This window comes from Prolixibacter bellariivorans ATCC BAA-1284 (genome assembly GCF_000621705.1).
Taxonomy (GTDB): domain Bacteria; phylum Bacteroidota; class Bacteroidia; order Bacteroidales; family Prolixibacteraceae; genus Prolixibacter; species Prolixibacter bellariivorans.
Map to the genome: position 1 here is coordinate 108,060 of NZ_JHXO01000006.1, position 26,672 is coordinate 134,731.

Here is a 26,672-nt window from a genome sequence, read left to right on the forward strand (position 1 = left end):
CGGCCGGTTATCTGAAGTTGGTCTGAATAAGCGAATCATAATTTTATTAGATTTGTTCGGATAAAATGTTGTATTATGAAGAGAACTGTTTCTGTTTTAGTATTATTTCTGTTTGCAGCAGGATTGAATCTTGCGGTAGCTCAAAACCGGGCAACCATAAAATTCGATGATCTGGAACATAATTTTGGTACGTTTAACGAAGAGCAAGGGAATGTATCGTATGATTTCAAATTTAAGAATACGGGTAATGCGCCTTTAATTGTTTCTTATGTGCGCTCGTCGTGTGGTTGTACAACTCCCGAATGGACCCGAAAGCCTGTTGCTCCAGGTGATAACGGACATATCAGGGTGACGTATAATCCGAAAAACCGTCCGGGAAATTTTACCAAAACCATTAGTATCTCCTCAAATGCAACCAATCCGATGGTGGTACTGAAAATTCGTGGTAAGGTGATTCCTCGTGTTAAAACCCCGGAAGAGATTTATCCGCGTGAAGTAGGCCTTGTCAGGATGCGGACCAATCATCTGGCTTTCGTGAAAATTAAGGATGACGAGGTAAGAACTGACAGTCTTCAATTTGTCAACCTGGGAGACAAGCCGGTTACGATTGGAATCAAGCAGGCGCCGTCATATCTAAAAGTGGAGATTGTTCCAAAAACTGTTCAGCCGGGTAAGAAAGGTCATTTCGTTGTGACTTACGACGCATCGAAAAAGAAAGAGTATGGATTTGTGATTGACCGGGTATATCTGACCGAAAATGGTGAATCGAATTATAATTACTCCATCGGTGTCAGTGCTACTATTGTCGAGGATTTCTCGAAACTCACTCCGCAGCAACTAGCCAATTCGCCTAAGGTCGGTTTTGACGAGCGTGTATTTAATTTTGGTGAAATCGCTGAAGGACAAAAAGTAAATCACGTTTTCCAGATAAAGAACACGGGTAAAAGCGACTTAGTTATTCGCCGTATCCGCGCATCTTGTGGCTGTACGGCTGTTACGCCGGCAACAACCGTCATCAAGCCGGGCGAAAGCACCGATTTGAAAGTGGTCTTTAATTCTCATGGGAAACGTGGCCGTCAGAATAAATCGATCACGGTAATCACCAACGATCCGGATCAGCCGACCACCATTTTGAGAATTACCGGAAATGTGAAATCATAACTTGATTCGAAAATATTAGTCCTGAAAACCTCCATTTTTATGGAGGTTTTTTTATGTCCGAATACTCCTGATTTTTCCGTGTAAACGGGGTAAAAATTGTAATTTCGCAGAAACGTGAAGAACAAATGAACATGGATAATCATCATAACGACCACCCTGAAAATGACCCAAATTACCTGGGATTGAACGTAAATAAAGGCATTGAGCAACCTGATTCGGTAAATGAAGATTCGGTCAAACGATTTTTAACCAGGCGGAAACGCAAACTGCTTCAGGCGGACGAGTATGTCAAAGGGATTCTTGACGGGAATATTACGCTGCTGAGTCAGGCAGTGACGCTGATCGAAAGCAGCAATCCCGAACATCAGCAACTGGCGCAGGACATTATTATTAAATGTTTGCCGTTTGCCGGAAACTCCACTCGTTTGGGAATTACCGGTGTGCCCGGAGCAGGAAAGAGCACGTTTATTGAGGCCCTTGGTAAGCAAATCACCGGAAATGGTGGTAAACTGGCTGTTCTGGCTATCGATCCGAGTTCGGAGCGTTCGAAAGGTTCGATTCTCGGCGATAAAACCCGGATGGAAAGTTTGTCGAGCGATCCCAATGCATACATCCGGCCCAGTCCTTCGGCAGGTTCGCTGGGAGGCGTAGCCCGCAAAACGCGTGAAACTATCGTTCTTTGCGAAGCGGCAGGGTTTGATACCATTTTCATTGAAACAGTGGGGGTGGGACAATCCGAGACCGCGGTACACTCCATGGTCGACTTTTTTCTGTTGATTCAGATTGCCGGAGCTGGTGATGAGTTGCAGGGCATCAAACGAGGGATTATCGAAATGTCCGATGCCATCGCGATTAACAAGGCTGATGGAACCAATGTGGAAAAAGCCAACATGGCCGCATCGCAGTTTCGCAATGCATTGCACCTTTACCCGCCTACCGAGTCGGGATGGATTCCCAAAGTGTTGACCTGTTCATCACTGAATGGTACAGGTATAATCGAAATATGGGATACTGTCAGTGATTACGTAGAACAAACCCGCAAGAATGAATTCTTCAGTCACCGGCGCAGGGAGCAGGCAAAATACTGGATGTACGAATCGGTCAACGAAACGTTGCGAAACGACTTTTATAGTAATCCGGAAATAAAAGAGCGGTTGAATGGAATGGAAAAAGCTGTGCTGAACGACGAAATCAGTTCGTTTGTCGCTGCCCGCCGTTTGCTCGATGTCTACTTCAAAACCTTCGAAAGTAATGGCAAAAAGCCTGAATAGTGCGGATTGAGCACATCGGTGCATCATTTGAAGGTCAGGGGACTATTGATGTGTAAGTTATGTAATGCAGGAATTTCAGAATTGCTTTCCTGATTCAGATCTTTTGATAACTTTGTTTATCACATTGAAATATGTCGAAGTATCGTTTTATTAGAATCAGAAAAACATCTGATAGGAAGTTAATAAGCACTATGAAAAAAATTAATCGAATGAAAAAACTCCTGTTTTTACTACTTACCTTAGCTGGTTTTGCAGCGTGTTCATCGTCACCCGATGGATTTGTTATCAAGGGAAATATCCAGGGCCAGGATTCTGGTGAAGTGGCTCTGTTAAAATATGACGGAACCAAATGGGACGTGGAAGATACCACGAAATTGGATGACGGTAATTTTGTACTGAAAGGCAAAACTGATTTGCCCGAATTGCGTGTAATCCGGTTAGGACAAAAGAAACTGGTTTCACAATTCTTTGCTGAAAACGGAAAAATCAATGTAAAGGCTTATGCCGATAGTCTGGATAAAACCGTCGTAACCGGTTCCGACGCCAACAAAATTTTCTCACAGTTTACTGATGAGATGAAACGCTTGTCAAAGGAAGCTAATGATATTCAGCAGCGATATGCGAAAGCGCGTATGAGCGGAGATGAAGATGGCATGAAAAAAGCGCAAATCGACATCGAGGCAATGGTCGATAACCAAAAAGTATACGCCAAGAATTTCATCCGGGAACACAACAATAGCACGGTTGCACCATTTGTTGCTTTGTGGCAGTTTGGTCAACAGGCCAGTTCACAGGATTTGGATACACTGATTGCTTACTTCGATCCTTCCATCAAGGAATCAATCTATGTAAAAGAACTGCAGAAATTAGCAGATCAGCGCAGAGTAACCGGCATTGGTGCTGTGGCTCCCGATTTTACCATGAACGATCCGGATGGAAAGCCATTCACATTGTCATCACTTCGCGGAAAATATGTTCTGCTCGATTTCTGGGCATCATGGTGTGGTCCCTGTCGCCAGGAAAATCCCAACGTGGTGAGAGTGTACAACAAGTACAAGGATAAAGGCTTTACAGTTTTGGGTGTATCACTCGATCGCGATCACGACGCCTGGGTGAAAGCCATTAAGGACGACCATTTAACATGGCATCAGGTTTCCGACCTGCAATACTGGAACAACAGAGTAGCCAAAGAATATGGTGTGACCAGTATTCCGCACTCTTTGTTATTGGATAAGGATGGTAAAATCATTGCCAAGAATCTTCGTGGTCAGGCACTCGACAATAAGTTAAAAGAAGTGCTCGGCGAATAAAATATTTATGCTGGCAAAAAGCCGTTCCGTTAGGGGCGGCTTTTTTTGCTTACAGCTTCCCCGAACATAACGAACCTTTCTTTGTTGGAAGAAGTGAAAAATTTTTTTCCGGAAAACGATTGATAAAAAAATGAATTACGATCTTTTAGTTATAGGAAGTGGTCCGGGCGGATATGTTGCCGCTATCAGGGCCTCGCAGCTCGGTTTAAAAGTAGCTGTAGTTGAAAAGGAAAACCTGGGTGGAATCTGCCTGAACTGGGGATGTATTCCGACCAAATCGTTGCTGAAAAGCGCACAGGTTTTCGAGTATACCAAACATGCAGCCGATTACGGTGTAGCCATTGATGGCGATATCAAAGCTGACTTTACCGGTATGGTAAAACGCAGTCGCGATGTGGCCGGTGGTATGAGTAACGGTGTCCAGTATCTTTTCAAGAAGAATAAAATCGAGAAGATTGAAGGTTTTGGAAAGCTGGTTGCCAAAAACACCGTTGAAGTAACCGACAGCAAAGGAAAAAAAGAAAAGTACACCGCCAAGCATATCTTGCTGGCCACGGGTGCTCACTCAAAACAGCTGCCTAACCTGCCGCAGGACGGCAAGAAAATTATTGGCTATCGCCAGGCATTGTCTCTTGAAAAACAACCCGAAAGCATGGTGGTTGTAGGCTCAGGAGCTATCGGAAGCGAGTTTGCCTATTTCTATTCATCTATCGGAACCAAGGTGACCTTGGTAGAATTCATGCCGACGCTGGTTCCCAACGAAGATGCTGACGTAGCTGCCCAGCTTGGACGCTCGTTCAAGAAAATGGGTATGAAAGTAATGGTGAATTCATCGGTTGAGAAAGTTGATACTTCGGGTAAGAAGTGCAAAGTAACCGTGAAGACCAAGAAAGGCGAAGAGCAGATTGAAGCGGATATCGTACTTTCAGCTGTTGGTATTGAGCCCAATCTCGAAGGCATTGGCCTCGAGGAGATGAAAATTGCTACAGAGAAAGGTAAAATCAAAGTCGACGATTATTACCGCACCAACGTAGAAGGCGTTTATGCTATCGGTGACATTGTTCACGGACCGGCATTGGCGCACGTGGCTTCCGCCGAAGGTATTATTTGTGTAGAGAAGATTGCCGGGGAAAATCCAGAGCCGCTCGATTACGGAAATATTCCGGGCAACACGTATACCTCGCCTGAAATTGCTTCGTTAGGTATGACCGAAAAGGCAGCCAAAGAAGCCGGCTACGAACTGAAAGTGGGTAAATTCCCGTTCACCGCGTCTGGTAAGGCTAAATCGGCTGGTGCTCCTGATGGATTTGTGAAATTGATTTTCGATGCCAAGTATGGAGAATTGCTCGGAGCACACATGATTGGTGCCAACGTAACCGAGATGATTGCGGAACTGGTGGTAGCCCGCAAGCTGGAAATTACCGGTCACGAGCTCATCAAGTCGGTACACCCGCACCCCACCATGAGTGAAGCCGTTATGGAAGCTGCTGCCGCCGCTTTCGATGAGGTGATTCACCTGTAAACAGAGATTTTTTTCTATCGAGATACGAACCCTCCGGTTACTGCCATACCGGAGGGTTTTTTTATTCCTGCCCAGACAGGGTTCGTATTCCCGGTAGGTACTGACCAAGCACTCCCGGAAACTCAGGCGCTAACTCTGAATCTAATTTCGTACCTGCCGAAACAGAGACGCTTCTTTTCAGCGTAAAAAGTAGCTCCCCGAAACTGAGGTGCTTCATTGCAGCGTGCACGAACTACCTGTACAAATATGAGTGCTTCGTGCAGCGTGCATGGATTATCTGTACAAATATGAGTGCTTCGTGCAGCGTGCATGGATTATCTGTACAAATTATGAGTGCTTCGTGCAGCGTGCATGGATTATCTGTACAAATATGAGCGCTTCATGCAGTGTGCATGGATTATCTGTACAAATATGAGCGCTTCATGCAGCGTGCATGGATTATCTGTACAAATATGAGTGCTTCGTGCAGCGTGCATGAACTACCTGTGCGAATACGAGCGCTTCGTGCAGCGTGTGCGGACTACCTGTGGCCATCCATATGCCTTATTGGAAACGGGCGAACAAGCTGTGTGCATCCGGGCGCTCCACCCGAATCGGATGAACGATTTATGGCAAGACAGTTGTCACAAAAAGCGCTCGAACAGTGGAAGTAAAAAGGGAACAATAATAACGGTAATCAGTCCGGACAGGCCGATAGCGGCACTACTCATAGCTCCTTCGGTTTTTCCCATCTCGATGGCTTTGCTGGTTCCTACGGCATGAGCCGCAGTTCCCATGGCAATTCCTTTGGCTATGTTGCTTTTAATGCGGAAAATCCGCATCACCGAGGGAGCGATTATCGCTCCCAGTATTCCTGTAAAGATAATGGCCGCTACGGTAATGGAGGGATTTCCACCCAACGATTGACTGAGCGCTACACCAATGGGGGTTGTGATGGATTTTGGCGCCATTGAGTGTATCAACAGGCTGTTAATACCAAATACTTTCCCCAGTAGAAGCACGCCTGTCAGCGAAGCGAGGCAACCGGCTATAATGCCAATCAGAATCGGAATAATGAACCGTTTGATATCTTTCCAGTGAAGGTAAAGAGGCAATGCCAACGCCACGGTAGTTGGTCCCAGCATAAAGTTGATGATGTTTCCGCCCTTCGAGAAATCATCATAAGGAATGCCGGTCATCAGCAGGAACAGGATAATGAGCACCACACTAATGAGCAGCGGGTTAAAAAAAGCCAGCCGGGTGCGTTTGTTCAGAAACACCCCGAATTGGTAGCATGCAACCGAGAGGGCAATACCAAATGCCGGATTATTCAGCCACGGTGTCATCATGATGTTCGGTTTTAACCATTAAATCAATCACCCAGGCAGTAATGCCCATTACCAGGAAAGTGGTGACCAGGGTGGTGAGAATGAAAAACAGGCCATACTGTCCAATCAGCGAAAGCGAATTGATGATGCCCACACCGGCCGGGATAAAGAAAAAAGCCATGTTGGTGAGGAGAAAACCGGAAGTTTCCTCGATATGCTCGGGCTTAATAATTTTCAGCGAAAGCAAAACGAGCATGATGATCATGCCCAGTACGCTTCCGGGAAACGCGATGTGAAGGTAGCGTGTCAGCATATCGGCTGCAAGGGCTACCAATAAAAGCAAAGCCAGTTGTTGTAATGCTTTCATGTTTATGGAATACTCATTCCGCAAAAGCGTGAATGGAAATTTGAACGGGCAAAATTACGTTGCCGCCAACCATTTTGTGTGCAAAGTGGATTAAGGATGTGTGAAATGTAAAGATGTTTCTGTAGGTCAGCATGGTGGAAGATTACGCAAATATTAAGTTTCCGGGCAAAATCCGGATGGATATTTCCAAAGGTGATGAATGTCGCCGGGCACAAATTTTTAGATGATTATATTTACCCTTCAACTAAAAACAAAACAATAATTGAATATGATGAAGAAACTGACACTGCTGGCTCTCGTGGGATTGTGGGCTGTTAATGCAGTCTGGGCTCAATCGGGTGCACTGACAGCAGACCAACTAAAGGAAATCAGACAATCGTACAAGGAAGATTCGTATACCAAAGCAATGGAGAACGCGCTGTCGAATAACGACATTAATAAGCTGGCGCTGAATCGTGACAATGTAGGAAAGGTAGACCAGAATTTTAAATACAAAGTTGATGTTTCGGGCATTACTGACCAAAAGAGCTCGGGACGTTGCTGGATGTTTACATCGCTGAACATTTTGCGACCGGTAGCCAAAAAACATTTCAACATCGATAAATTTGAGTTTTCGGAGAATTACCTCTACTTCTATGATATTTTCGAAAAAGCCAACCTGTTTTTGAATAACGTGGTGGCAACGGCTGATCTTCCGTTTACCGACCGGAAAGTGAACTGGTATTTTAAATCACCGGTTGATGATGGTGGTGTTTGGAATTCGTTTGTCAACCTGGTGAACAAGTATGGATTGGTTCCCAAAGACGTGATGCCCGAAACCAATTCGAGTGATAATACACGGAAGATGGTAAAGTTCATCGTCACCAAATTGCGCGAAGACGGTTTGGAGCTGCGGCAAATGGTCGCCGACAAAAAATCGAAAACGGATATCGAGAACCGCCGGGTCGGAATGCTGAAAGACGTTTACCGGATGCTGGCCCTGAACCTGGGTAATCCGCCGGAACAGTTCCGTTGGAGATACGAGGACAAGGACGGTAATCTGTCGGAGTACAAAACTTACACACCGCAGCAGTTCCGCGACGATGTGTTGGGCGATGTCAAGTTATCGGATTACGTGATGATTATGAACGACCCGACTCGTCCATATTACAAGCACTACGAAATCGAGAATTACCGCAACACCGAAGAGGGCATCAACTGGAACTACGTGAACCTCCCGAATGATGTCATCAAGCAGTTTGCCATCAAGTCGATCAAGAACAACGAACCGATGTACGCTTCCTGCGATGTAGGCGCCTTTTATGTGAAAGGTTCCGGCGTGTTGTCTACCGAGAATTATGATTACGGAGCGGTTTACGGCGTGAAATTCGGTATGGACAAAAAGCAGCGTATCCTGACGGGAGAAAGTGGTTCGTCGCACGGAATGGCTTTAATTGCTGTTGACGTGAATGACCAGGGAAAACCCACCAAATGGCAGTTCGAAAACAGCTGGGGACCGGATTCTGATTATCACGGTTACCTGACATTTACCGACAATTGGTTCAATCAATACATGTTCCGGTTTGTCATCAATAAAAAATACCTCGATAAGAAGACGTTAAAAGCCTGGGACGAAAAAGCAGAGATGCTTCCTCCGTGGGACCCGATGTTCTGATGAGAAGATAAAAAATGTAAGGGACGGCTATTGAAACCGTCCCTTTTTTTGTGTCTAAAAAAACACAGAGGTATGAATGAAAATATGGGTATTTGTTGGTCTTGGTATAATCCCTCCTAACTTTCTTTTCTTGGGTCCGACAGTTGCCCCATAAATAAGATGGCCCCGGTATCCTCTTCCATGATGACAAAGAGAAAAGGATGGTCGGCATGAAACTCCACAGCCGAAGGCCCAATGGAATTGAGACTGATGCCCACCGATGTGGAAGCAGCCGCCTCAGTTCCTTCTTCATTTACTTCAATAAAAGTCTTATGTTTCACTTTACTGATGTATAATCCGCCATTTGAATTGATATTGGTGAAATCTGCTTCGGTTTGCGAAAAGGCCTTGGGCATTCCCAGTGAAGCTAACACATCGTTCAGGTTAGTTTCCCACGAAAAGGTAAATTTGGGCAACCAAACATCCAATTCAACCGGTTGGCTCATTCCTTTCAGATAAGTTTGCCATGAATCGTTATCCAGCGATTGCAGGATTTCGGTGGTTGATACTCCCTCATCGGGCAGCATCACAATCATCCTGAATTTTCCCCGTCCGTAAGGAAGAGCTGCCATTTTAAAATTATTGGTTGCCAGATAGGATAGCTTCAGGTTCTTCCGCATCATCGGAACGTTCATTGTGCTGCCATCCGTCAGCGTAAAAGGTCTACTTTGGGTTGCATCTGAATCGAATTTTTCCGCCCAACCTCCTTTAAAATAAATGGCATTCAACAAGTACATCACATCGTTCGGATCAATGGACGTAACCATTTTCTGAATCCTGTCATGAGTTTTCCGGCTCACCCAATCATTGATTTGATTCACTGCGGTATTATCGAAGGCGAGTCGGGTAACTTCGGCATCGTAATAGTCATTGTTGGTTGCGATGAATTTATCGAGGACATCGAAACCTTTCCGAATCCAAATGGAATTTGCAATATTGAGATCGACGCTGGTATCACAATTTCGCAAGGCAGGAATTAATTTCTGGTAGGCAGAATTGATGTCATCGGCTGTAAATCCGTTGGATGATAATACCTGTTCCATCTCTGTGCGGGTGTCGCCGTTTGCTCCGTTGAGAACCATACTCAGGGCACTCGAGATACTTAGCGGCGATATCATCAGGTTGGTGCCGGTTTCGCTATTTTCAATCAGCGTTCCAAACAAGTTAAATCCGAATTGATTATCGGAATGTACAATGTTGGTCGATTTTTCGTCGAGTTTGATATCGGTCCCGGGCGAATCCTGGTTGGTACCCGAAGAACAGCCGGTTATTGAAACCGGTAGCAAAATCAGGGTAACTAGCTTTGTCAACTTCATGGCTTGGTATTTTGAAATTAGATGTAGAGGGTAAGTAATTGGTTGCGTAAATGAAAATTCTGACGATGACGCAACCATTTGTTATGAGGTCCGCGTCTATTCATTGAGTTTAGAAAAGTACCGGTCAATCTAAATGAAATGAAAATGGATTTATACCCCCAAATACTAGGAGTTTATAAACAGTTTTTAACAAAAATAGCTCGTGCATTGCGTTCTTATATTGCAGGAATTTATTTAGGTTGCAGATTAATTTAATTCGGGCCTGATTTTTGATCGAGATTCTGAACTAAAATATTCTGCGTGACCGACCTGGATGATATCATAAAAAAATGCTCAGTTGGCGACCGAAAATCGCAGTCCTTGTTATATCAACGCTTCGCAGGCAAGATGTACGGGGTCTGTCTGCGGTATTCCAAAGATGCCACCGAAGCTGAAGACAATCTGCAGGAAGGTTTTATCCGGGTATTTACCAAAATTGATCAATTTGGATTCAAGGGCTCATTCGAGGGGTGGATGAGACGAATCATGGTAAATACGTCACTTGAAAAATTCCGAAAGCAAAATAAACTGTATCCGGTAGAAGATATTACTGTGTATGAGGGGAAACAACTGAGCGAAGATTTATTGGCGCAGATTACGGCCGATGAGTTACTCAAGTTGGTACAGGAACTGCCGGCGCGTTATCGCATGGTGTTTAACTTATATGCCATTGAAGGATATTCGCATAAGGAAATTGGGGACATGATGGGAATTTCGGAGGGAACCTCCAAATCGAATCTTTCGAGGGCGAGAGTGATATTGCAGAAGAAAGTATATGAGAAATTTGGTATCGAAAAGAGCAAAGTCAATAGTACGATATGTTAGCTGAAAAACACGATATAGACCAGCTTTTCCAGGACAGACTGGAGGATTATGATGCAAATCCTCCTATGTATGTATGGAAAAATATCGAAGATGGGCTCGACAATCGGAAAAGGGCGCATCGGCTGGCTTTAATAAGAGGGTTGTCGATTGCTGCTGCGGTGGTACTCGCATTTGTGGCCGGATGGATGTTTACACAGCCACACCAGGAACAAGTGATAAAAGAAGTGGTTGTTGTGCCGCAAAGCGATTCAGGCATCCGGCAACAACAGATTAATTCTGATGTTAAGACCTCCATATCCCAGGTGAATGAGAATGTTGTACCGGTGAAAATGAATGCCCGTGTGGCATCGGTACAACCCGTCAAAATGAGTAATAGGGCCGGTTTCGGTAATGATAATACGGCGCAGATTAATCAGTCGGCTGTTTTTGCGGTAGCTGAAAGAAGGCAGGACGAAACATGGTTGAAGCTTAGCGCCCGTTTACCATCGAAAAATGCAGGTAACAATTCGGGTTTGTCGGGACAAAATGAAAACTGGATTCAGTTCCTGTCAAAATATTTAGGGGTAAATAACAGCGATGCCTCACATTTAACGATTTCAGAGCAGGAATTGAGAGACCGGAGTATAATTGCCTCGAATATTCAGGAATATGCGAAGAAGGATAAACCGGTCAAACGTTGGAGGCTGGCAGCGGAAGCATCGCCGCTCTTTTCAGGAGTTTCTTCATCTGGCGAACGCAGTGATTATTTGTATGCTGCCAATGCATTGTCAAAAACTTCTCCGACACCATCTACTTCCACAGAGCCAACGCTTTCGGGAGGAGTAATGTTTGGATATAAACTCAGCAAGCGATTATCGGTTAAATCGGGTATTGTCTACTCGAAAATCAGGCATAACACCAATCAGGTTTCGGTTTTCGGTGGAAATAATTCAACATATGCCAGTGCTAAAACTGATTATGGAGTTAATTCCAACTCGACAGCTTACGCTGCTAATACAGAAGTTGGTTTGGTGAACTTTGGGAGGCCGCCCGAGTCGATAAAAGACGGAGCATACCTAGCTGCAAATATGTCTAATAGTGATCTCTCCAGTACTACGACTTACGCCAGCAATGCTGATTTGAAGCAGAACCTTGAATATATTGAAATTCCGGTTTTGGTGGCCTATCACCTTATCGACCGAAAAGTAAATGTTGATTTAACCGGAGGAATGAGTACCAACATTTTGGTTGGCAACAATGCTTCGCTATACGAAGGGGGAGTGAAAACCCAGGGCGGAGAAACCAGTCAGTTGCGTGATTTGGTATATGCCGGAACGGTTGGTCTTGGTTTGGGATACGATTTGAGCAAGCGGGTAACAGTAACGCTGGAACCCCGGATGAAGTATTATCTTAATTCAATTAGTACCAGCAACCATATCAATTACCGTCCCTATCAACTCGGAATTTATACGGGTTTAACCTACGCATTTAATTAAATTTCTATCCGCTCCCGAAGTTTGAATCGGTAACCAAAAAGGTTATCTTTGAGATTCGAATTTAAAACCCTGGAAAATTGAAGGAGAGGAATTTATCACGCGAGAGAGGGAACCTGAACAGTATTTCCATATTTTTATCGGTAATTGCCATTGGAGTCATCATCGGTGGGTTGTTTTTCAATAGCACCAGTGATGATACTACAAAATCGCCATATTCACTGAATCACAATACCCGGAAAGTTTTTTTCAGTCCACCTGAATTACCCGACACACTCAATTTTGCCGGCGAGCCGGTTCCGTTGCATAACTTTGATGTGAAGGAAGCACTCGATCGGGAAATGTTGGTAAATACCTATTTCCATTCGCAGACCTTACTTTTTATCAAGAAGGCGCCACGCTATTTTCATGTGATTGAACCCATCTTAAAGGAGCAGGGTGTCCCTGATGATTTCAAGTACCTGGCTTTAGCCGAAAGCAGCTTCTTCGATCGTGCGGTAAGTCCGGCAGGAGCAGTGGGCATCTGGCAGTTTATGAAACCGACCGCTCGCGATTATGGACTGGAAGTAACCAACGAAGTGGATGAACGCTATAATTTGGAGAAAGCCACGCAGGCAGCATGCAAATATCTGAAACACAATTACGAGAAATATGGTAGCTGGACCTTGGTAGCGGCTGCCTACAACGCCGGACGAAATGGTGTTGCCCGGCAGATAATGCGACAGAAGAACCACAATTACTATGATTTGTTATTAGGAGAGGAAACGGGACGGTATGTTTATCGCATACTGGCGCTGAAGTTAATTCTCAGCGATCCGGAAAAATATGGATTTAAAGTCCCGAAGGACGAAATCTATCCGATTATTCCGACCTACAACGTAACAATAGACGGGCCGGTAGATGATTTTGCCGACTTTGCCAATGAGCACGGTGTGAACTACAAAATTTTAAAATATTTCAATCCCTGGTTGAGGGAAACAACCTTGTCCAATCCATCCGGCAAAACGTACATTATCAGGTTACCCGAAAAAGGATACCGCACATTTCGCCATGACGAGGAAGTGCAAAAGGCAGTACAGGATTCCATCTCCGATCAGGACGAATAATTTGATTGAATGAGCAAAGAAGATAAAATTGTTGTGAGAGGGGCACGTGTGCACAACCTCCGCAACATTGATGTTGAAATACCACGCAACAAACTGACAGTAATTTCCGGCCTTAGCGGAAGCGGAAAATCGTCATTAGCATTCGATACCATATACGCCGAAGGGCAACGACGTTACATTGAGACTTTTTCGGCATATGCCCGTTCGTTCCTGGGGAACATGGAACGTCCCGATGTGGATGAGATCACAGGACTAAGCCCGGTGATCTCCATCGAGCAAAAAACGACGAACAAAAATCCCCGGTCGACAGTTGGAACGGTCACCGAGATTTATGATTTCCTGCGACTGCTCTATGCCCGGGCAGGTATTGCCTATTCCTACAATACGGGAGAGAAGATGGTGAAGTACACCGACGAGCAGATTATCAATCTGATTTTGGAACGCTTCGATGGTAAACCAACCATCATTCTGGCTCCGGTGGTAAAAGGACGTAAAGGACACTACCGTGAATTGTTCGAGCAAATTCGCCGCAAGGGATTTCTGTATGCCCGTATCGATGGCGAGATACGCGAATTGTCGCATGGTTTAAAAGTCGATAGGTATAAGAATCACCATATCGAGATTGTTATCGACAAGCTGGTGGTTGATTCCGGTGACCTTAAGCGGTTGCGCGATTCAGTGGAAATGGCCATGAAACATGGTGCAGGAATCATCATGATTCAGGAGAAGGGAAGCAATGAAGCCAAATATTATTCCCGTCATCTGATGTGTCCTACCACCGGCATTTCATATAACGAACCCGCTCCGCACAGTTTTTCGTTCAATTCACCGCAGGGTGCTTGTCCGAAGTGTAACGGCCTGGGAGAAGTAACCGAAATTGATATTGATAAAATCATTCCCGATCCGTCGGTCAGTATCGCCAAAGGCGGAATCGCACCGTTGGGAGCGTATAAAAACTCGCTTATATTTTGGCAGATAGAAGCGTTGGCTGAAAAATATGGTGTCACGCTCAAAACGTCATTGTGCAAATACCCGGAAGAGGCAATTGATGCTATACTCTTTGGAACTAGCGAGCGGATTCAGTTGAAAAATACGCCGCTGGGCAGTTCGGTCAATTATATGATGAGCTACGAAGGAGTGGTGAAATACATCGTTAGCCAAAAGAGTGACAATCCGTCGAAGAAGGCGCAAAAATGGGCCGATCAGTTTCATAAAACTAACGTTTGTCCGGTTTGTAACGGGCAACGATTGAATAAGGAGGCGCTCCATTTTAAGATTGATGACAGAAATATTGCCGAACTGTCGCAGATGGATATTGGCGAATTGTCGATATTTCTCGAGAACATTGATTCCCGGTTAACCGAGCGGCAACGATTGATTGGAACGGAGGTGTTGAAAGAAATTCGCGACCGGTTGCGCTTCCTGCTGGACGTTGGTTTGGAATACCTTTCACTCGATCGCTCGGCACGGAGCCTTTCCGGTGGTGAGTCGCAGCGTATCCGGTTGGCAACGCAAATTGGTTCGCAGCTGGTCAATGTCCTGTATATACTTGATGAGCCTAGCATCGGTTTGCATCACCGCGACAATTTACGCCTGATTAATTCACTGCAGCAACTGCGCGATACCGGAAATTCGGTAGTTGTGGTCGAGCACGATCGTGATATGATAATGGAAGCCGACTACCTGGTTGACATGGGACCATTTGCCGGCCGTCATGGAGGCGAAGTGGTGGCAGCAGGCGATCCGCGCGAATTATTGAAATTGAACACATTGACTTCGGATTACCTGAACGGAATTAAAAAAATTCCCATCCCGGAAAAGAGAAGGGAAGGAAACGGTGAGGTAATTCGTATTAAAGGTGCAGGTGGAAATAACCTGAAAAAGGTGGATGTCGAATTTCCGTTAGGAAAATTCATTTGTGTGACCGGCGTATCCGGAAGTGGGAAATCTACGCTTATCAACGAAACGTTGCAGCCGATCCTGAGTCAGCACTTTTATAAATCGGTGAAGGACCCGTTGTCGTATGAAAAAATTGAAGGTCTGGAGCATATCGATAAGGTGGTTCAGGTCGACCAGTCACCGTTGGGGCGTACACCGCGTTCCAATCCGGCTACCTATACCGGAGTCTTTTCTGATATTCGTAATCTCTTTGCGATGCTGCCCGAGTCAAAAGTTCGCGGATACAAACCCGGCCGTTTTTCGTTTAACGTGAAAGGCGGCCGTTGTGAAGAGTGTCAGGGAGCCGGAATGAAAGTCATCGAGATGAACTTCCTGCCGGATGTTTACGTGCACTGCGACAAGTGCAACGGTCGGCGCTACAACCGCGAAACGTTGGAGGTCCGTCACAAAGGGAAATCCATCAGCGACGTGTTGGATATGACCATTAACCAGGGCGTTGAATTCTTTGAGAACATCCCGTCGATTTTAATCAAACTGAAAAGTTTACAGGAAGTTGGCCTTGGTTACATCACGTTGGGACAGTCTTCAACGACTTTATCAGGTGGTGAATCGCAGCGCGTGAAACTGGCTTCCGAGCTTAGTAAGCGCGACACCGGCAAAACCATTTACATTCTTGATGAACCAACCACAGGCCTTCATTTCGAAGACATCAGGGTATTGCTTGATGTATTAAATAAGCTGGTTGACAGAGGAAACACGGTAATCGTTATCGAGCATAACATGGATGTGATTAAAGTGGCTGACCATATTATCGATATTGGCCCCGAAGGAGGACGAACTGGCGGAAAGGTGATTTGCACAGGAACTCCGGAACAGGTGGTAGGCCATCGAAATTCATATACCGCCCGCTTCCTGAAGGATGAGCTGAACAGAAAATGAGCGCAGGTAGTTCACCCGAAAAAGAGCGTTGACCATTTTGCATCAATTGAACAAAATGTATTAACTTGATACACCCATTCATTTGAAAACATCTTCTATGGTACGAGATATTGAATTACAATGTGAAAACAGCGGCAAAATTTGCACATACCCACTGGGAACTACGCTGGGCGAAATTGCCGGCAGTATGGAAGTATCGCTACCATCTCCTATTTTGGGAGCTTATGTGAATAATCGAGTTAAACCGCTTGATTTTGAGTTGGTTAAACCCAAAAAAATTGAGTTCTTCGATTATAGTAATACCGATGGGCAACGGATGTATCTTCGTTCGCTTTCGTTTGTATTATATGTGGCGATGCGGAATATTTGGCCCGAGACACAATTGAAAATCGACCATGCTATTTCTAAAGGCTACTACTGCGAAATAGAGAATCTCGGACGGCCGCTTACTGACCAGGATGTTTGGACACTTCGCGAAGAAATGGGGGAGTTGATAGATAAAGATTTACCCATTTCCCGAAAAAGAGTACTAACAGAAGAGGCTGTAGAAATCTTTGGACAGGAAGGTTTGTTTCGCAAAGCGGAACTTTTTAAAGAGTATGGCCGTATTTATGCACCTATATTATGTCTGGCCGAAAGGCGGGATTTTTTCTATGGTCATGTGTTGCCCTCCACGGGTTATCTGAAACATTTCGGTGTGGAAAAATATTACGACGGCCTCCTTTTGCGTGTCCCGAACCCCGAGTCACCCAACGAACTGGAGCCAGTGGTCCGTCAGGAAAAACTGTTTGGAATTTTCCGTGAACATAAGGAATGGGCTGGTATTCTTCAAATAGAGGATATCGCGGGTTTGAATGAGCAGGTTCGGCAAAAGCGTGCCGGAGAAATTATTAAGATATCGGAAGCCCTTCACGAAAAGAAAATCGTGGAGATTGCCAACCAGATTTATGCGCGACGCGATAAGGTTAACCTGGTGTTAATTGCCGGACCTTCGAGTTCGGGCAAAACAACATTCAGCAAACGGTTGGGAATTCAGCTGGCTGTTGTGGGAATGCGGCCCATCTCCATTTCGTTGGATGATTTCTTTGTGGATCGGGCACATACTCCACGTGACGAATCGGGCGACTACGACTTCGAAGCTTTGGAAGCCATCGATATCGAATACTTCAATGAGTTTCTGACTAAGTTGATGAACGGTGAAACCGTTGAGAGTCCCGTGTTTGATTTTCACCGGGGAGAACGGGTGCTCAAGGGAGAAATGCTAAAGCTGGAGGAGAACAGTATCCTCATCATTGAAGGCATCCATGGCTTGAATCCGGGACTCATTCCTGGAATCGACAGCGAGCGAACCTTCAAGATCTTCATCTCGGCGCTGACACAAATTTCCATTGATGAGCACACATACATTCCCACGACGGACAACCGTTTGTTGAGGCGCATTATTCGCGACAGCAAGTATCGCGGCTATGATGCCCGGACGACTATCCAACGCTGGCCCAGTGTGCGCAGGGGAGAGGATACACATATCTTCCCTTACCAGGAAAATGCCGATGTGATGTTCAATTCGGCCCTGATTTATGAGTTAGGGGTTTTGAAACGGTATGCAGAACATCTGTTGGAGCTTGTGCCTGAGAATGCACCTGAATATGCTGAAGCCGTTCGATTGCTGGTATTCATTTCCTACTTTTATCCGATTTCGGCACAGGAAATACCACCTACTTCGGTGTTACGTGAATTTTTGGGCGGCAGTAGTTTTAATTATTAAGCCCGATAAAATACAATATAAAGCTCGCTATCTGGCGGGCTTTTTTTATGCCATCCGGCTGAAAATCGCTCTCTGGGCAAGGAAAGTTTGGAATAGTCCGCGACCAAAAAGAAATAAAATCATAGCCAGCCATAGCGCATTGTTTCCCAGCGAATGCTGGAAGAGGAGAAATGTTGGGATGAACAGGAAAAATGTAGCGGCCAGCATACTGTTCCGCATTCCCGTCGATGCGGTGGCACCGATGTAGATTCCATCCCAGATAAAAGCGGCAAATCCGGTTACCGGGATGAGCGCTGTCCACCAGATAAATGGTCGGGCGGCGTCTCTAATCGAAGTCTGGTCGGTCAGAAAGGCTACAATCTGGTTTCCGGCAAAGAAATAGATGAGTGAAAACACGATGCCCAGTGAGATTCCCCATAGAAAAAGTAGCTGACTAACTTTCTTTAATTTGGACTTACTTCCGGCTCCAAAATATTTCCCGGCCAGGGCTTCACCAGCATAGGCAAAACCGTCCATAAAAAAGGAAAAGAACATCAGGAATTGGAGGAGAAGTGAGTTGACAGCCAGTATAGTATCATTCATCCCCGCCGATTTCGAGGTGAAAAACGTGAACACACCAATAATGCAAAGCGTCCGGATGAAGATGTCGCGGTTTACCTGCATGAAAATCCGTAGCGCTTTCACATCGAGAATTTGCTTCCGCGAAAGATGGGAGAAGGGAGAGCCAAATTTTTTATGGATGAACCATAGGGAAAGAAGTAGTCCCATGTATTGCGATAAAACCGTTCCCAGGGCCACGCCGGCCGATTTCATGCCCAAAACGAAAACAAAAAATACGCTGAAGATGATATTGGCTATATTAATAATGATGGCAACAGTCATGGGAATACGGGCGTTTTGCATCCCGATGAACCAGCCTGTAAGGCTGTAAAGCCCGATGGTGGCGGGTGCGGCCCAAATACGAATAAAGAAGTACTGGCTGGCCAATTGCTTGACTTCCTCGCTTCCACCCAAAATGCGGAAGCTAATCCATTCGATCGGGACTTGAAGAATGATGAGCAGAACACCGAAAAATAGTGCCAAAACAAAAGAGCGCCCCAGTATCAGTTCGCTTTCGTTTCGATCTTTCCTTCCCGTTGCCTGGGCGGTAAATCCGCTTGTGCCCATTCGCAGGAAAGCAAACATCCAGTAGAGAAAGTTGAAGATGACACCACCAAGCGAGATAGCTCCGATATAAATTGCTGAGCCCAGGTGCCCCATCAGGGCCATATCGACCAGTCCCAATAAGGGCACAGTGATGTTACTGATGATGTTGGGAATGGCGAGGTCAAGTATTTTTCGATTCAAAATGTTGAGGTTTTGTTGCTTAATTATTCATTTTCAGGCGACAAAAATAGGTGGAGAAAAAAGGACAAAAAAGTTTTTATTTTTATTTGGAACAAATCCAAATAAAGATTACTTTTGAAAAACATTGAACTACAAAAAACCATTAGTGATATGAGTTTTATTCAACCAGAACTTAAATACGATTATACGGCTCTTGAGCCTTACATTGACGCCCGTACCATGGAAATTCACTACACGAAGCACCATGCGGGTTATACCAATAACTTGAATAAAGCCATTGAAGGTACGGAATTAGACGGTAAAACCATTGAAGAAGTTTTATCGGTGGTATCCAAATTTCCGGCGGCTGTACGGAACAATGCAGGCGGTTTTTACAATCACAACCTGTATTGGGAAGTAATGCAACCGGGTGGAAGTTCAGAGCCTAAAGGTGAATTGGCTGATGCTATTAATTCGGCATTTGGTTCACTTGACGCATTCAAGGATGTATTTTCAAAAGCTGCAGCCACGCGATTTGGTTCGGGCTGGGCATGGCTCATTAAAGATGGAAACGAATTAAAGGTGGAATCCACACCGAATCAGGACAATCCGCTGATGGATGTTTCTGATGTGAAAGGAACTCCCATTTTAGGTATAGATGTCTGGGAACATGCTTATTATCTGAATTATCAGAACAGGCGTCCCGAATACATCGAAGCTTTTTGGAAAGTTATCAACTGGGACGAGGTTGATAGACGTTTTAAAGGTTAATTGATTTTTTGGTTTGAGAAGCCGGAGGTGATGCTCCGGCTTTTTTTTGCTTTTAGGGGTAGTTTATAGTAAAAAAGACGAACAAATTTTGATCTTCGTTCGTTCTTACAGCAAAATCATCATTAACCTTTAAAATAAATTTATTATGGCATTCGAACTACCCAAGTTGCCGTATGCGCTCGATGCGCTTGAACCTCACATCAGTAAGAAAACCCTCGAATTTCATTACGGAAAACATCACCAGGGGTATGTAACCAAACTGAACGGATTAATCCCGGGAAGCCCTTTTGAAAATGCCGATCTGGAAGAAATTATTAAAAAGAGCGAAGGAGGCATTTTTAATAATGGCGCACAGGTTTGGAACCACACTTTCTACTTTTTCCAGCTTTCGGGTTCACCCAAAACAGCACCGGAAGGAGCACTGAAATCCGCGATTGAACGCGATTTTGGTTCACTGGAAAGCTTCAAGGAGAAATTCAGTAATGCAGCTGCTACACTTTTCGGATCGGGTTGGGCCTGGTTGGTGAAAAATGCTGACGGGAAACTGGAAATTATTCAGACTGCAAACGCAGGTAACCCGTTACGCGAAGGAAAAACTCCGCTGTTAACATGTGATGTATGGGAACATGCTTACTATCTCGATAAACAAAACCTTCGTCCGACCTACATCGAAGAATTCTGGAGAGTTCTGGATTGGGGCGTTGTGGAATCGCGTTTCTAATAAGGAAAGAAATTTTGATAATAAAAAAGCCGGCATTACTAAAGTAAGCCGGCTTTTTTTGATTAAAGTCGTTGATTATTTATTAGTCGGTATGGCATGATGAATCGGTGCTAACTCCGCAACTACCTCCTCCACAGCCACATCCTGTGCCTGTTCTCAGATCGGCAAGAGTAGGATCAGTAACTTCCTTTTTTGTTTTGAGAAAACGCAATCCCAATGCAAAAAACACGAAGCTGATCATGCCTAAAACAAGTAAAAACAATTTCAACATAGCATTAACGTTTTGTGCTTCAAAAGTAATAATAAAAGAGATAAAAAGGTCTTAAATATGGTCAAAAATAATCACCCGATTCCTCCGGTGTGATTATTTCGAAGCTGATAGCCTTCTACTTGGCGAGTTTCAGGTTTTTAAGCTTCTGTTCCTTCTTTACTTTGGCCTGCTCCATCCGATCTAATGTTTGGGCACAATAAATACCGCGTTTTTTCATTTCGCGGTTATGCCCAATATGCGTATCGGGGAATTTCCCATTCTTTTTAAGAACAATTTGTAAGGCTAACCCGAAGAAAGCCAGGGAAACAAGAGCAATGGCCAGTAAAATTACCTTTACTAAACCCATAACTTCTCTTTTCTCGGGTGCAAAGATATATCAAATATGATTCGGGTAATCTAAATTTCTGAAAATTTGAAGAAGGGTGGAATAATCGGAGGATGGTGTACTTTCGATGCCCTTCTCGTGCAATAACTGCTGCGTGGCTTTTAACAATGATTCCGGTTTATACTCCTTCTCATGTACAAAGTTGAGATACTTCAGTATCCAGAAAGCATTGAACCGATGAAAGAAACGTCTGGAAAAAACGCTATCTCCGGAGCAGTTGGACTGCAATTCGAGTATCATATCGATAGCTCCGGACTGATGTAAAAACCGACGAAGCGGCGCTGGAAAAATGTCAATTGTTTCAGTAAGTTGCTGTTGTTTCAGGTGGTAAAGTTCATTTACTTTTCGGAAGAAAGGCTGCAGATCTTCGAAAGCCCGAAAAGAATAAGTCGTTTCCATCAGGTCTTCACCGGAAAGGAATTGCGCCAATTTCGGCCCGGTTCCAAACGGTACCCGATCAGAAGTCCGGATACCCGGGAAAACCAACGGTTCATTAATTTCTCCAAAGGTTCCCAGTTGAACGACTTTATGCAGAAAATAGAAATCCTCGCCTGCCTTTTTGCGGTTCATTCCTCCTTGTTTTACGTAGGCTCCAGCGCGAACGGCAAAAGCAGAGCCTACGGTGTAAATGGCGTTGGGGTAACCGGATAACTGCATGGCGTGCCGATAGTAACGCATGTACAATTCGTACCGCGTAATTCCTTCGCAGAGTTTGCCATCCAACCACGGTTCTTGTAAATCATGTTCAAATCCAATGGTAAAGAGTTGACATTTTGGGCAATCCTGAAAGGCCTTTTCAATTGCCGTAAAATAGTTGGGCGATACGCGACAATCCGCATCGAGCGAAACGATGAATCCATTTTCAGTACCTGCCTGGTTGAATCGGCGAATGGCCTCATCCATGCCGATCTTCCGGGCCCAACCGGCACCAGCCCATTTTTTTCTGAGCTCTGGAACATGAACGAGGTGAAAGGAAATCTTCCCGGTAGGAACATGCTGTTTCCAGGAATGAAATTGCCTGATGGTTTGTTGGTTAATTTCTTTTGCTTCAGTGGGAGCTCCTTCCGGCGAATTGACTACGATAATGACTTCGGTTGGAAGAGTGGGGGGAGCAGCCGATATCAATGACTCCAATGTTTGAAACAACTCCGGCTCACGGTAGGATGGAATCACTACACAGCAAGTGAGCGTTTCTTCCGGCTCGTCGGGAATGAGCGGGGGGAAACCGGCATGTTTTTTCAGATAGGAATCGAAACTATGCATGGTGCCAAAAAAAGCCCTGGTTTCGCAGGGCTTTTAAGTTATATCGTAATCGAGTCTTACTTTTTCGAACTGTGGTAACGCTTGTTCAGCGCAGTAATCACTTCGCGGGTGATGTTGTGCTGATCGGAACCTTCCAATAAGTTTGCATTACTGAAAATCAGGTCATATTTCTTATCAGCATTATAAATCTTCACATAATTCGAGATACTGTCGATTACCTGCTGATTGATTTCTTGCTGCATGGATTGCAATTTGCTGGAAAGGTCGTTGTCCAGTTTTTGAATTTCCTGCTGCATACCTATAAGGCGATTGCGTTCCTGCATGGCCCTTTCCTGTGTGAGGAAACCACCGCGCTTTAGTTTTTCCTGGAAAGCGTTGGCCTGCTTTTCAAAGTTGATTCGTTTTTGGCCATATTCATTTGTGTAGGCATCCTGTTTGCTCTTGAAGTTATCGTTTAATTCTTTTGCCAAATCGTAGTTGACCAAAACAGAATCCAACTTCACAAATGCCACTTTTACAGGGGCATTTTCGTCTTGAGCTTCAGTGACCGTTTGGTTTGACTGACCTTTTTTATTTCCTGTAAAGTATAATACATAGAGGCCAATAACAGCCAGTGCCAAAATAACATGAATGATTGTAGAGTTATTTTTCATATGAATCGAATGATGATTGTTTGAATGGAATTAGGAATGACAAATATAACCGAATTGCTGAATGCACAAAGGATGCGACTTAAATTTTGTTGGCGGAGAAAACCAATTTCTGATAATTCATGAAATAAATTAGCCTCTACTCTTGATAAACGTCATAAATCCGGCCTTTTGCGTTTACTACTTTTACCTCTTGATGAAGAAGAGTAAAAATTTCTAACTAGTACTATTACGACTATGTTCAATAAAATGATAGCAGGAATCCTGCCTTATATGCCCAAAAAACTGGTCTGGATTTTCTCCAAACGTTACATTGCTGGTGAAAATATTGAAGATGCACTTTGGGAATCGAGAAAACTGAATGCTGAACAGACCATGGTGACCGTCGATATTCTTGGAGAATACATCAAGGAATTGTCCGAAGCCACCGAGAATAAAAAGCAGTACATCGACCTGATTAGACGATTTACCCGGGAGAAGATTGACGGAAATTTCTCGGTAAAACCGTCGATGTTTGGGTTATTGCTTGATAAAGAAAGCTGCTATCAGAATATTCGCGAAATCGTTTCTGTTGCTGACGAATGCGATACCTTCATCCGTGTCGACATGGAAGACTCGACATGTACCGATGCGGAGATTGAAATTTTCCGTCGTTTGAAAGCAGAATTTCCTACACGCGTGGGACTGGTTGTTCAATCTTATATGCGGCGTACATTAAGTGATGTGCGTGACCTGATGGACATGCATTCGGACGAAGCTCCTTTAAATTTCCGGTTGTGTAAAGGAATTTATGTTGAGCCGGCTGAAGTGGCATTCAAAAAGTACCAGGAAGTTCGGGATCACTACCTGGAAGATCTGGAATACATGTTGCAAAATGGGATCTACGTTGGTATTGCAACACACGATAGATACCTGGTCGATAAGTCATTTGAGTTGTTGGAGAAATACAATACACCGAAAGATAAGTATGAGTTTCAGATGTTGTACGGTGTAACTCCCGATTTACGAAGTCGCATTAAAAGTGCAGGCCATCGTATGCGTGTTTACGTACCTTACGGAGTGCAATGGTTTGGCTATTCAACTCGTCGTCTGAAAGAAAATCCGAATATGACCTGGTTGATTATAAAGGCTCTTTTTGTCAGAGGTTGATAAAATAGGCTTTCCAAAAACAGAAAACCGCCCGATATCCGATATCCAGGCGGTTTTTTTTATGTCTTTAAAACCTGTAATCGATTAATTCGGGTTTACCTCTTTCTGTTTTTCCTTTTTCCTCTCATCATACTTCTTCCATTTTTTCGCGAGGTACGCCTGATATCTGCCGACAACAACATCTTGCTCATTCGAAGAAATTATCTGTTTCTTCAATTTTCCCTTGTGAAGAATTGGTTTGCCGTACAGGAAGTTCAACGGGCCAAGCGCGCTGGTTGAGATTGACAAGCTATTCCCGGGATTTACCTTCATCCCCTTATATTCTGCTTCCATCTGATACTTTCGCATCGTATTGCGGGCATTCATATCGGCATCATATGTTTTGGGCGCTTGTGTTAATCCCTGAACGGTACCCATATCGACATTTTGTTGTGCGTTCTGAAGCATTCTCTCATCTACGGGCAGTTGCTTCATTTCGCTCATCAGGTTGTAATTTCGCGGGAAGATCACCACCTCTTTTATCTGTACCGTATCAGGTGACATAAAAACCCCCATCAGGTATTCCGAAGCGGAAAGCGTGTCCGGAACCACCATATCTACTTCCTTGTAACCTACATACCTTGCGGTGATGGTATCGCCTGGCGCCCCCCAGAAAGAAAATTTCCCGTTGGCATCGGTGGTCGCTCCATGCCGGTGATTGATCAGAAAGACCGTTTCCGGGAGAGGTTTCATCTCTTTTCGGTCAAAAACAACACCTGTAACAAATATCGGCTGTTTTCCATCTGTTTTATTTTCCTGTGCCACTCCGGTCAAATGAGTGCCAACCAATATCAGAATCGTGAGAATAATTGATTTCTTTTTCATGACTGAAGGTTTTTAGTAGGAAATTGAGGTTAAATCATGGGTAAGTTATGTATTAAGAACGACCGAATCAAACAGTTTGTTTACATAAGTTATCCAGACATCCAGTTTTTAACATTTCTTATCTATTCATTATAAATGAAGGGCTTTCAGCGTGACACTAACACTTGTTTTCTGATTTATGTTGTAAAAAATGTTTTTAACGATGCTTTTGAAAAGAAATTTGATCTAATTTAGCAGAACACAACAGAACAGAACGGAAGTTGTGAAATCTCAACCTATGAATGAATTTTCGTTTACGCCCAATCCGGATTCAACGGTGCTGAAATTTCAGCAGTTGGTAGATGCCGTGATAGATGCAATTAATCGCAAAGCATTAAAGGAGGGAGATTCCCTGCCGTCGGTGAACCAGTTGATTAAGGAGTCGTCAATGTCGCGGGATACTGTGTTTAAAGCGTATGCTGAGCTGAAGAAACGAGGGATTGTAGAATCCATTCCCAATAAGGGATATTTTGTTGCCAGCAAACAGCAGCGCGTTTTTCTCTTCCTCGATACGTTTAAAGCCTACAAAGAGGTTCTGTATTCATCCTTCAAAGAGTCGCTGTCGGAAGATGTCGTGGTGGATGTGAATTTTCATCACTACAATATCAATGTTTTTGAGAGTATTATTCAGAACAGTGTGGGTAAGTATAATACCTACATTGTCATGAATTTCGACCATCCTGAGGTATCCCGAATAATAAAGAAAATTCCGGCCGACCGGTTATTGGTTATCGACTGGAAAATTAATGCTGGTCCGGAGCACTCACGCGTTTACCAGGATTTTGGAGCTTCGGTAACCAGCTGTTTGGAGGAAGGACAACATCTCTTGCAGAAGTATGATGAAGTAGTCTGCATCTATCCGGAATATACTTTTCACCCATACGATTCAGTTGAGGCTGTTGAACAGTTTTGTCTTGAAAAAGGACAGGCATTTTCGGTCGTTAAGGATGTGAAGAAACTGGAAATGACTTTAGGTAAAGCTTATCTGGTGTTTGAAGATATTGACCTGGGGAGTCTGCTAAAACAGGTTCGAAGTAAGAAGTTTCGGGTGGGAAGCGATGTTGGAATCTTATCCTATAACGATACCCCAATGAAAGAGTTTGTGATGGGGGGGATTACGGTCATTTCCACCGATTTTGTGAAAATGGGTGAAGCCGCGGCCGGTTTTGTTACCGGAGATGAAAAGCTCGATCAAGTGATTCCAACCAGCCTGACCGTACGTGAGTCATTATAAAAATACA

22 protein-coding genes are annotated in these 26,672 nt (G+C 44.3%); 14 read left to right on the forward strand and 8 right to left on the reverse strand.

The features are described from left to right. The first annotated feature begins 75 nt into the window (after window positions 1-75). The 4 genes from T426_RS0105960 (at window position 76) to lpdA (ending at window position 5,264) form a co-directional block, all read left to right on the forward strand. Window positions 76-1,161: a DUF1573 domain-containing protein gene (locus T426_RS0105960; RefSeq protein ID WP_025863270.1), complete on the forward strand. Its 1,086-nt coding sequence runs from the start codon at window positions 76-78 to the stop codon at window positions 1,159-1,161. Window positions 1,162-1,292: 131 nt separating this feature from the next. Continuing rightward, complete coding sequence (gene meaB / locus T426_RS0105965) at window positions 1,293-2,432, forward strand: methylmalonyl Co-A mutase-associated GTPase MeaB (RefSeq protein ID WP_036984243.1); 1,140 nt, start codon at window positions 1,293-1,295, stop codon at window positions 2,430-2,432. A 209-nt stretch (window positions 2,433-2,641) separates the two neighbouring features. Next, on the forward strand, window positions 2,642-3,742 hold the full coding sequence (locus T426_RS0105970) for an AhpC/TSA family protein (protein ID WP_027585410.1): 1,101 nt from the start codon (window positions 2,642-2,644) through the stop codon (window positions 3,740-3,742). A gap of 130 nt (window positions 3,743-3,872) precedes the next feature. Continuing rightward, window positions 3,873-5,264 carry a dihydrolipoyl dehydrogenase gene (gene lpdA / locus T426_RS0105975; protein ID WP_036985380.1) on the forward strand — a complete coding sequence of 464 codons (1,392 nt, stop codon included), beginning with the start codon at window positions 3,873-3,875 and terminating at the stop codon, window positions 5,262-5,264. A 623-nt stretch (window positions 5,265-5,887) separates the two neighbouring features. Here lpdA and T426_RS0105980 read toward each other — a convergent pair. Then, the gene (locus tag T426_RS0105980; RefSeq protein WP_025863273.1) at window positions 5,888-6,592 is read right to left on the reverse strand and encodes an LrgB family protein; all 705 of its coding nucleotides are present in this window, start codon (window positions 6,590-6,592) and stop codon (window positions 5,888-5,890) included. Beyond that, window positions 6,570-6,938: a CidA/LrgA family protein gene (locus T426_RS0105985; RefSeq protein WP_025863274.1), complete on the reverse strand. Its 369-nt coding sequence runs from the start codon at window positions 6,936-6,938 to the stop codon at window positions 6,570-6,572. Before T426_RS0105985 ends, T426_RS0105980 begins: the two co-directional genes overlap by 23 nt. Before the next feature lie 268 nt (window positions 6,939-7,206). Between T426_RS0105985 and T426_RS0106000 the strand changes: the two genes are divergently transcribed. Continuing rightward, window positions 7,207-8,592 (forward strand): C1 family peptidase, encoded by a 1,386-nt coding sequence (locus tag T426_RS0106000; RefSeq protein ID WP_025863275.1) that lies wholly within the window; start codon window positions 7,207-7,209, stop codon window positions 8,590-8,592. A 116-nt stretch (window positions 8,593-8,708) separates the two neighbouring features. Here the strand turns inward: T426_RS0106000 and T426_RS22880 are convergent, their stop codons facing one another. Further along, window positions 8,709-9,947, reverse strand: coding sequence for a serpin family protein (locus tag T426_RS22880; RefSeq protein ID WP_036985381.1), 1,239 nt, complete (start codon window positions 9,945-9,947; stop codon window positions 8,709-8,711). 300 nt (window positions 9,948-10,247) lie between these two features. On the opposite strand from T426_RS22880, the gene T426_RS22885 reads away from it, so the two are divergent. The 5 genes from T426_RS22885 to T426_RS0106030 all read left to right on the forward strand — a co-directional run bounded on the left by T426_RS22885 (window position 10,248) and on the right by T426_RS0106030 (window position 17,992). Then, window positions 10,248-10,811 carry an RNA polymerase sigma factor gene (locus tag T426_RS22885; protein WP_025863277.1) on the forward strand — a complete coding sequence of 188 codons (564 nt, stop codon included), beginning with the start codon at window positions 10,248-10,250 and terminating at the stop codon, window positions 10,809-10,811. Next, on the forward strand, window positions 10,805-12,286 hold the full coding sequence (locus T426_RS0106015) for an outer membrane beta-barrel protein (RefSeq protein WP_025863278.1): 1,482 nt from the start codon (window positions 10,805-10,807) through the stop codon (window positions 12,284-12,286). Before T426_RS22885 ends, T426_RS0106015 begins: the two co-directional genes overlap by 7 nt. A gap of 77 nt (window positions 12,287-12,363) precedes the next feature. Continuing rightward, the gene (locus T426_RS22890; RefSeq protein ID WP_025863279.1) at window positions 12,364-13,389 is read left to right on the forward strand and encodes a lytic transglycosylase domain-containing protein; all 1,026 of its coding nucleotides are present in this window, start codon (window positions 12,364-12,366) and stop codon (window positions 13,387-13,389) included. A 9-nt stretch (window positions 13,390-13,398) separates the two neighbouring features. Beyond that, window positions 13,399-16,227, forward strand: coding sequence for an excinuclease ABC subunit UvrA (gene uvrA / locus T426_RS0106025; protein ID WP_025863280.1), 2,829 nt, complete (start codon window positions 13,399-13,401; stop codon window positions 16,225-16,227). A gap of 97 nt (window positions 16,228-16,324) precedes the next feature. Then, window positions 16,325-17,992: a nucleoside kinase gene (locus T426_RS0106030; RefSeq protein ID WP_025863281.1), complete on the forward strand. Its 1,668-nt coding sequence runs from the start codon at window positions 16,325-16,327 to the stop codon at window positions 17,990-17,992. A 45-nt stretch (window positions 17,993-18,037) separates the two neighbouring features. On the opposite strand, the gene T426_RS0106035 is transcribed toward T426_RS0106030, so the two are convergent. Then, complete coding sequence (locus tag T426_RS0106035) at window positions 18,038-19,339, reverse strand: MATE family efflux transporter (protein ID WP_027585412.1); 1,302 nt, start codon at window positions 19,337-19,339, stop codon at window positions 18,038-18,040. Between the two features lie 150 nt (window positions 19,340-19,489). Between T426_RS0106035 and T426_RS0106040 the strand changes: the two genes are divergently transcribed. Next, window positions 19,490-20,089: a superoxide dismutase gene (locus tag T426_RS0106040; RefSeq protein WP_025863282.1), complete on the forward strand. Its 600-nt coding sequence runs from the start codon at window positions 19,490-19,492 to the stop codon at window positions 20,087-20,089. Window positions 20,090-20,234: 145 nt separating this feature from the next. Next, complete coding sequence (locus tag T426_RS0106045; protein WP_025863283.1) at window positions 20,235-20,810, forward strand: superoxide dismutase; 576 nt, start codon at window positions 20,235-20,237, stop codon at window positions 20,808-20,810. A 386-nt stretch (window positions 20,811-21,196) separates the two neighbouring features. Here T426_RS0106045 and T426_RS0106050 read toward each other — a convergent pair whose 3' ends face one another. From T426_RS0106050 to T426_RS0106060, 3 genes are read right to left on the reverse strand one after another with little or no spacing between them, the layout of a single operon-like run. Then, window positions 21,197-21,427 (reverse strand): hypothetical protein, encoded by a 231-nt coding sequence (locus T426_RS0106050; protein ID WP_025863284.1) that lies wholly within the window; start codon window positions 21,425-21,427, stop codon window positions 21,197-21,199. 30 nt (window positions 21,428-21,457) lie between these two features. Further along, a complete protein-coding gene (locus T426_RS22895; RefSeq protein ID WP_025863285.1) occupies window positions 21,458-22,729 on the reverse strand; it encodes a glycosyltransferase family 2 protein in 1,272 nt (423 codons plus the stop codon). Window positions 22,730-22,785: 56 nt separating this feature from the next. Then, complete coding sequence (locus T426_RS0106060) at window positions 22,786-23,382, reverse strand: OmpH/Skp family outer membrane protein (RefSeq protein ID WP_025863286.1); 597 nt, start codon at window positions 23,380-23,382, stop codon at window positions 22,786-22,788. A gap of 246 nt (window positions 23,383-23,628) precedes the next feature. Here T426_RS0106060 and T426_RS0106065 point away from each other — a divergent pair, with 246 nt between their 5' ends. Further along, window positions 23,629-24,528, forward strand: a complete 900-nt coding sequence (locus tag T426_RS0106065) for a proline dehydrogenase family protein (protein WP_248622591.1) — start codon at window positions 23,629-23,631, stop codon at window positions 24,526-24,528. A gap of 84 nt (window positions 24,529-24,612) precedes the next feature. On the opposite strand, the gene T426_RS0106070 is transcribed toward T426_RS0106065, so the two are convergent. Further along, window positions 24,613-25,392: a carboxypeptidase-like regulatory domain-containing protein gene (locus tag T426_RS0106070; RefSeq protein ID WP_025863288.1), complete on the reverse strand. Its 780-nt coding sequence runs from the start codon at window positions 25,390-25,392 to the stop codon at window positions 24,613-24,615. A gap of 277 nt (window positions 25,393-25,669) precedes the next feature. Here T426_RS0106070 and T426_RS0106075 point away from each other — a divergent pair, with 277 nt between their 5' ends. Beyond that, window positions 25,670-26,665 carry a GntR family transcriptional regulator gene (locus T426_RS0106075; protein ID WP_036984192.1) on the forward strand — a complete coding sequence of 332 codons (996 nt, stop codon included), beginning with the start codon at window positions 25,670-25,672 and terminating at the stop codon, window positions 26,663-26,665. The last annotated feature ends 7 nt before the right edge of the window (window positions 26,666-26,672 follow it).

Coding starts and splice junctions, on each gene's coding strand:
- T426_RS0105960 (WP_025863270.1), top strand. CDS start 76: ATGAAGAGAACTGTTTCTGTTTTAGTATTATTTCTGTTTGCAGCAGGA.
- meaB (WP_036984243.1), top strand. CDS start 1,293: ATGGATAATCATCATAACGACCACCCTGAAAATGACCCAAATTACCTG.
- T426_RS0105970 (WP_027585410.1), top strand. CDS start 2,642: ATGAAAAAACTCCTGTTTTTACTACTTACCTTAGCTGGTTTTGCAGCG.
- lpdA (WP_036985380.1), top strand. CDS start 3,873: ATGAATTACGATCTTTTAGTTATAGGAAGTGGTCCGGGCGGATATGTT.
- T426_RS0105980 (WP_025863273.1), bottom strand. CDS start 6,592: ATGATGACACCGTGGCTGAATAATCCGGCATTTGGTATTGCCCTCTCG.
- T426_RS0105985 (WP_025863274.1), bottom strand. CDS start 6,938: ATGAAAGCATTACAACAACTGGCTTTGCTTTTATTGGTAGCCCTTGCA.
- T426_RS0106000 (WP_025863275.1), top strand. CDS start 7,207: ATGATGAAGAAACTGACACTGCTGGCTCTCGTGGGATTGTGGGCTGTT.
- T426_RS22880 (WP_036985381.1), bottom strand. CDS start 9,947: ATGAAGTTGACAAAGCTAGTTACCCTGATTTTGCTACCGGTTTCAATA.
- T426_RS0106015 (WP_025863278.1), top strand. CDS start 10,805: ATGTTAGCTGAAAAACACGATATAGACCAGCTTTTCCAGGACAGACTG.
- uvrA (WP_025863280.1), top strand. CDS start 13,399: ATGAGCAAAGAAGATAAAATTGTTGTGAGAGGGGCACGTGTGCACAAC.
- T426_RS0106030 (WP_025863281.1), top strand. CDS start 16,325: ATGGTACGAGATATTGAATTACAATGTGAAAACAGCGGCAAAATTTGC.
- T426_RS0106040 (WP_025863282.1), top strand. CDS start 19,490: ATGAGTTTTATTCAACCAGAACTTAAATACGATTATACGGCTCTTGAG.
- T426_RS0106045 (WP_025863283.1), top strand. CDS start 20,235: ATGGCATTCGAACTACCCAAGTTGCCGTATGCGCTCGATGCGCTTGAA.
- T426_RS0106050 (WP_025863284.1), bottom strand. CDS start 21,427: ATGGGTTTAGTAAAGGTAATTTTACTGGCCATTGCTCTTGTTTCCCTG.
- T426_RS22895 (WP_025863285.1), bottom strand. CDS start 22,729: ATGCATAGTTTCGATTCCTATCTGAAAAAACATGCCGGTTTCCCCCCG.
- T426_RS0106060 (WP_025863286.1), bottom strand. CDS start 23,382: ATGAAAAATAACTCTACAATCATTCATGTTATTTTGGCACTGGCTGTT.
- T426_RS0106065 (WP_248622591.1), top strand. CDS start 23,629: ATGATAGCAGGAATCCTGCCTTATATGCCCAAAAAACTGGTCTGGATT.
- T426_RS0106070 (WP_025863288.1), bottom strand. CDS start 25,392: ATGAAAAAGAAATCAATTATTCTCACGATTCTGATATTGGTTGGCACT.
- T426_RS0106075 (WP_036984192.1), top strand. CDS start 25,670: ATGAATGAATTTTCGTTTACGCCCAATCCGGATTCAACGGTGCTGAAA.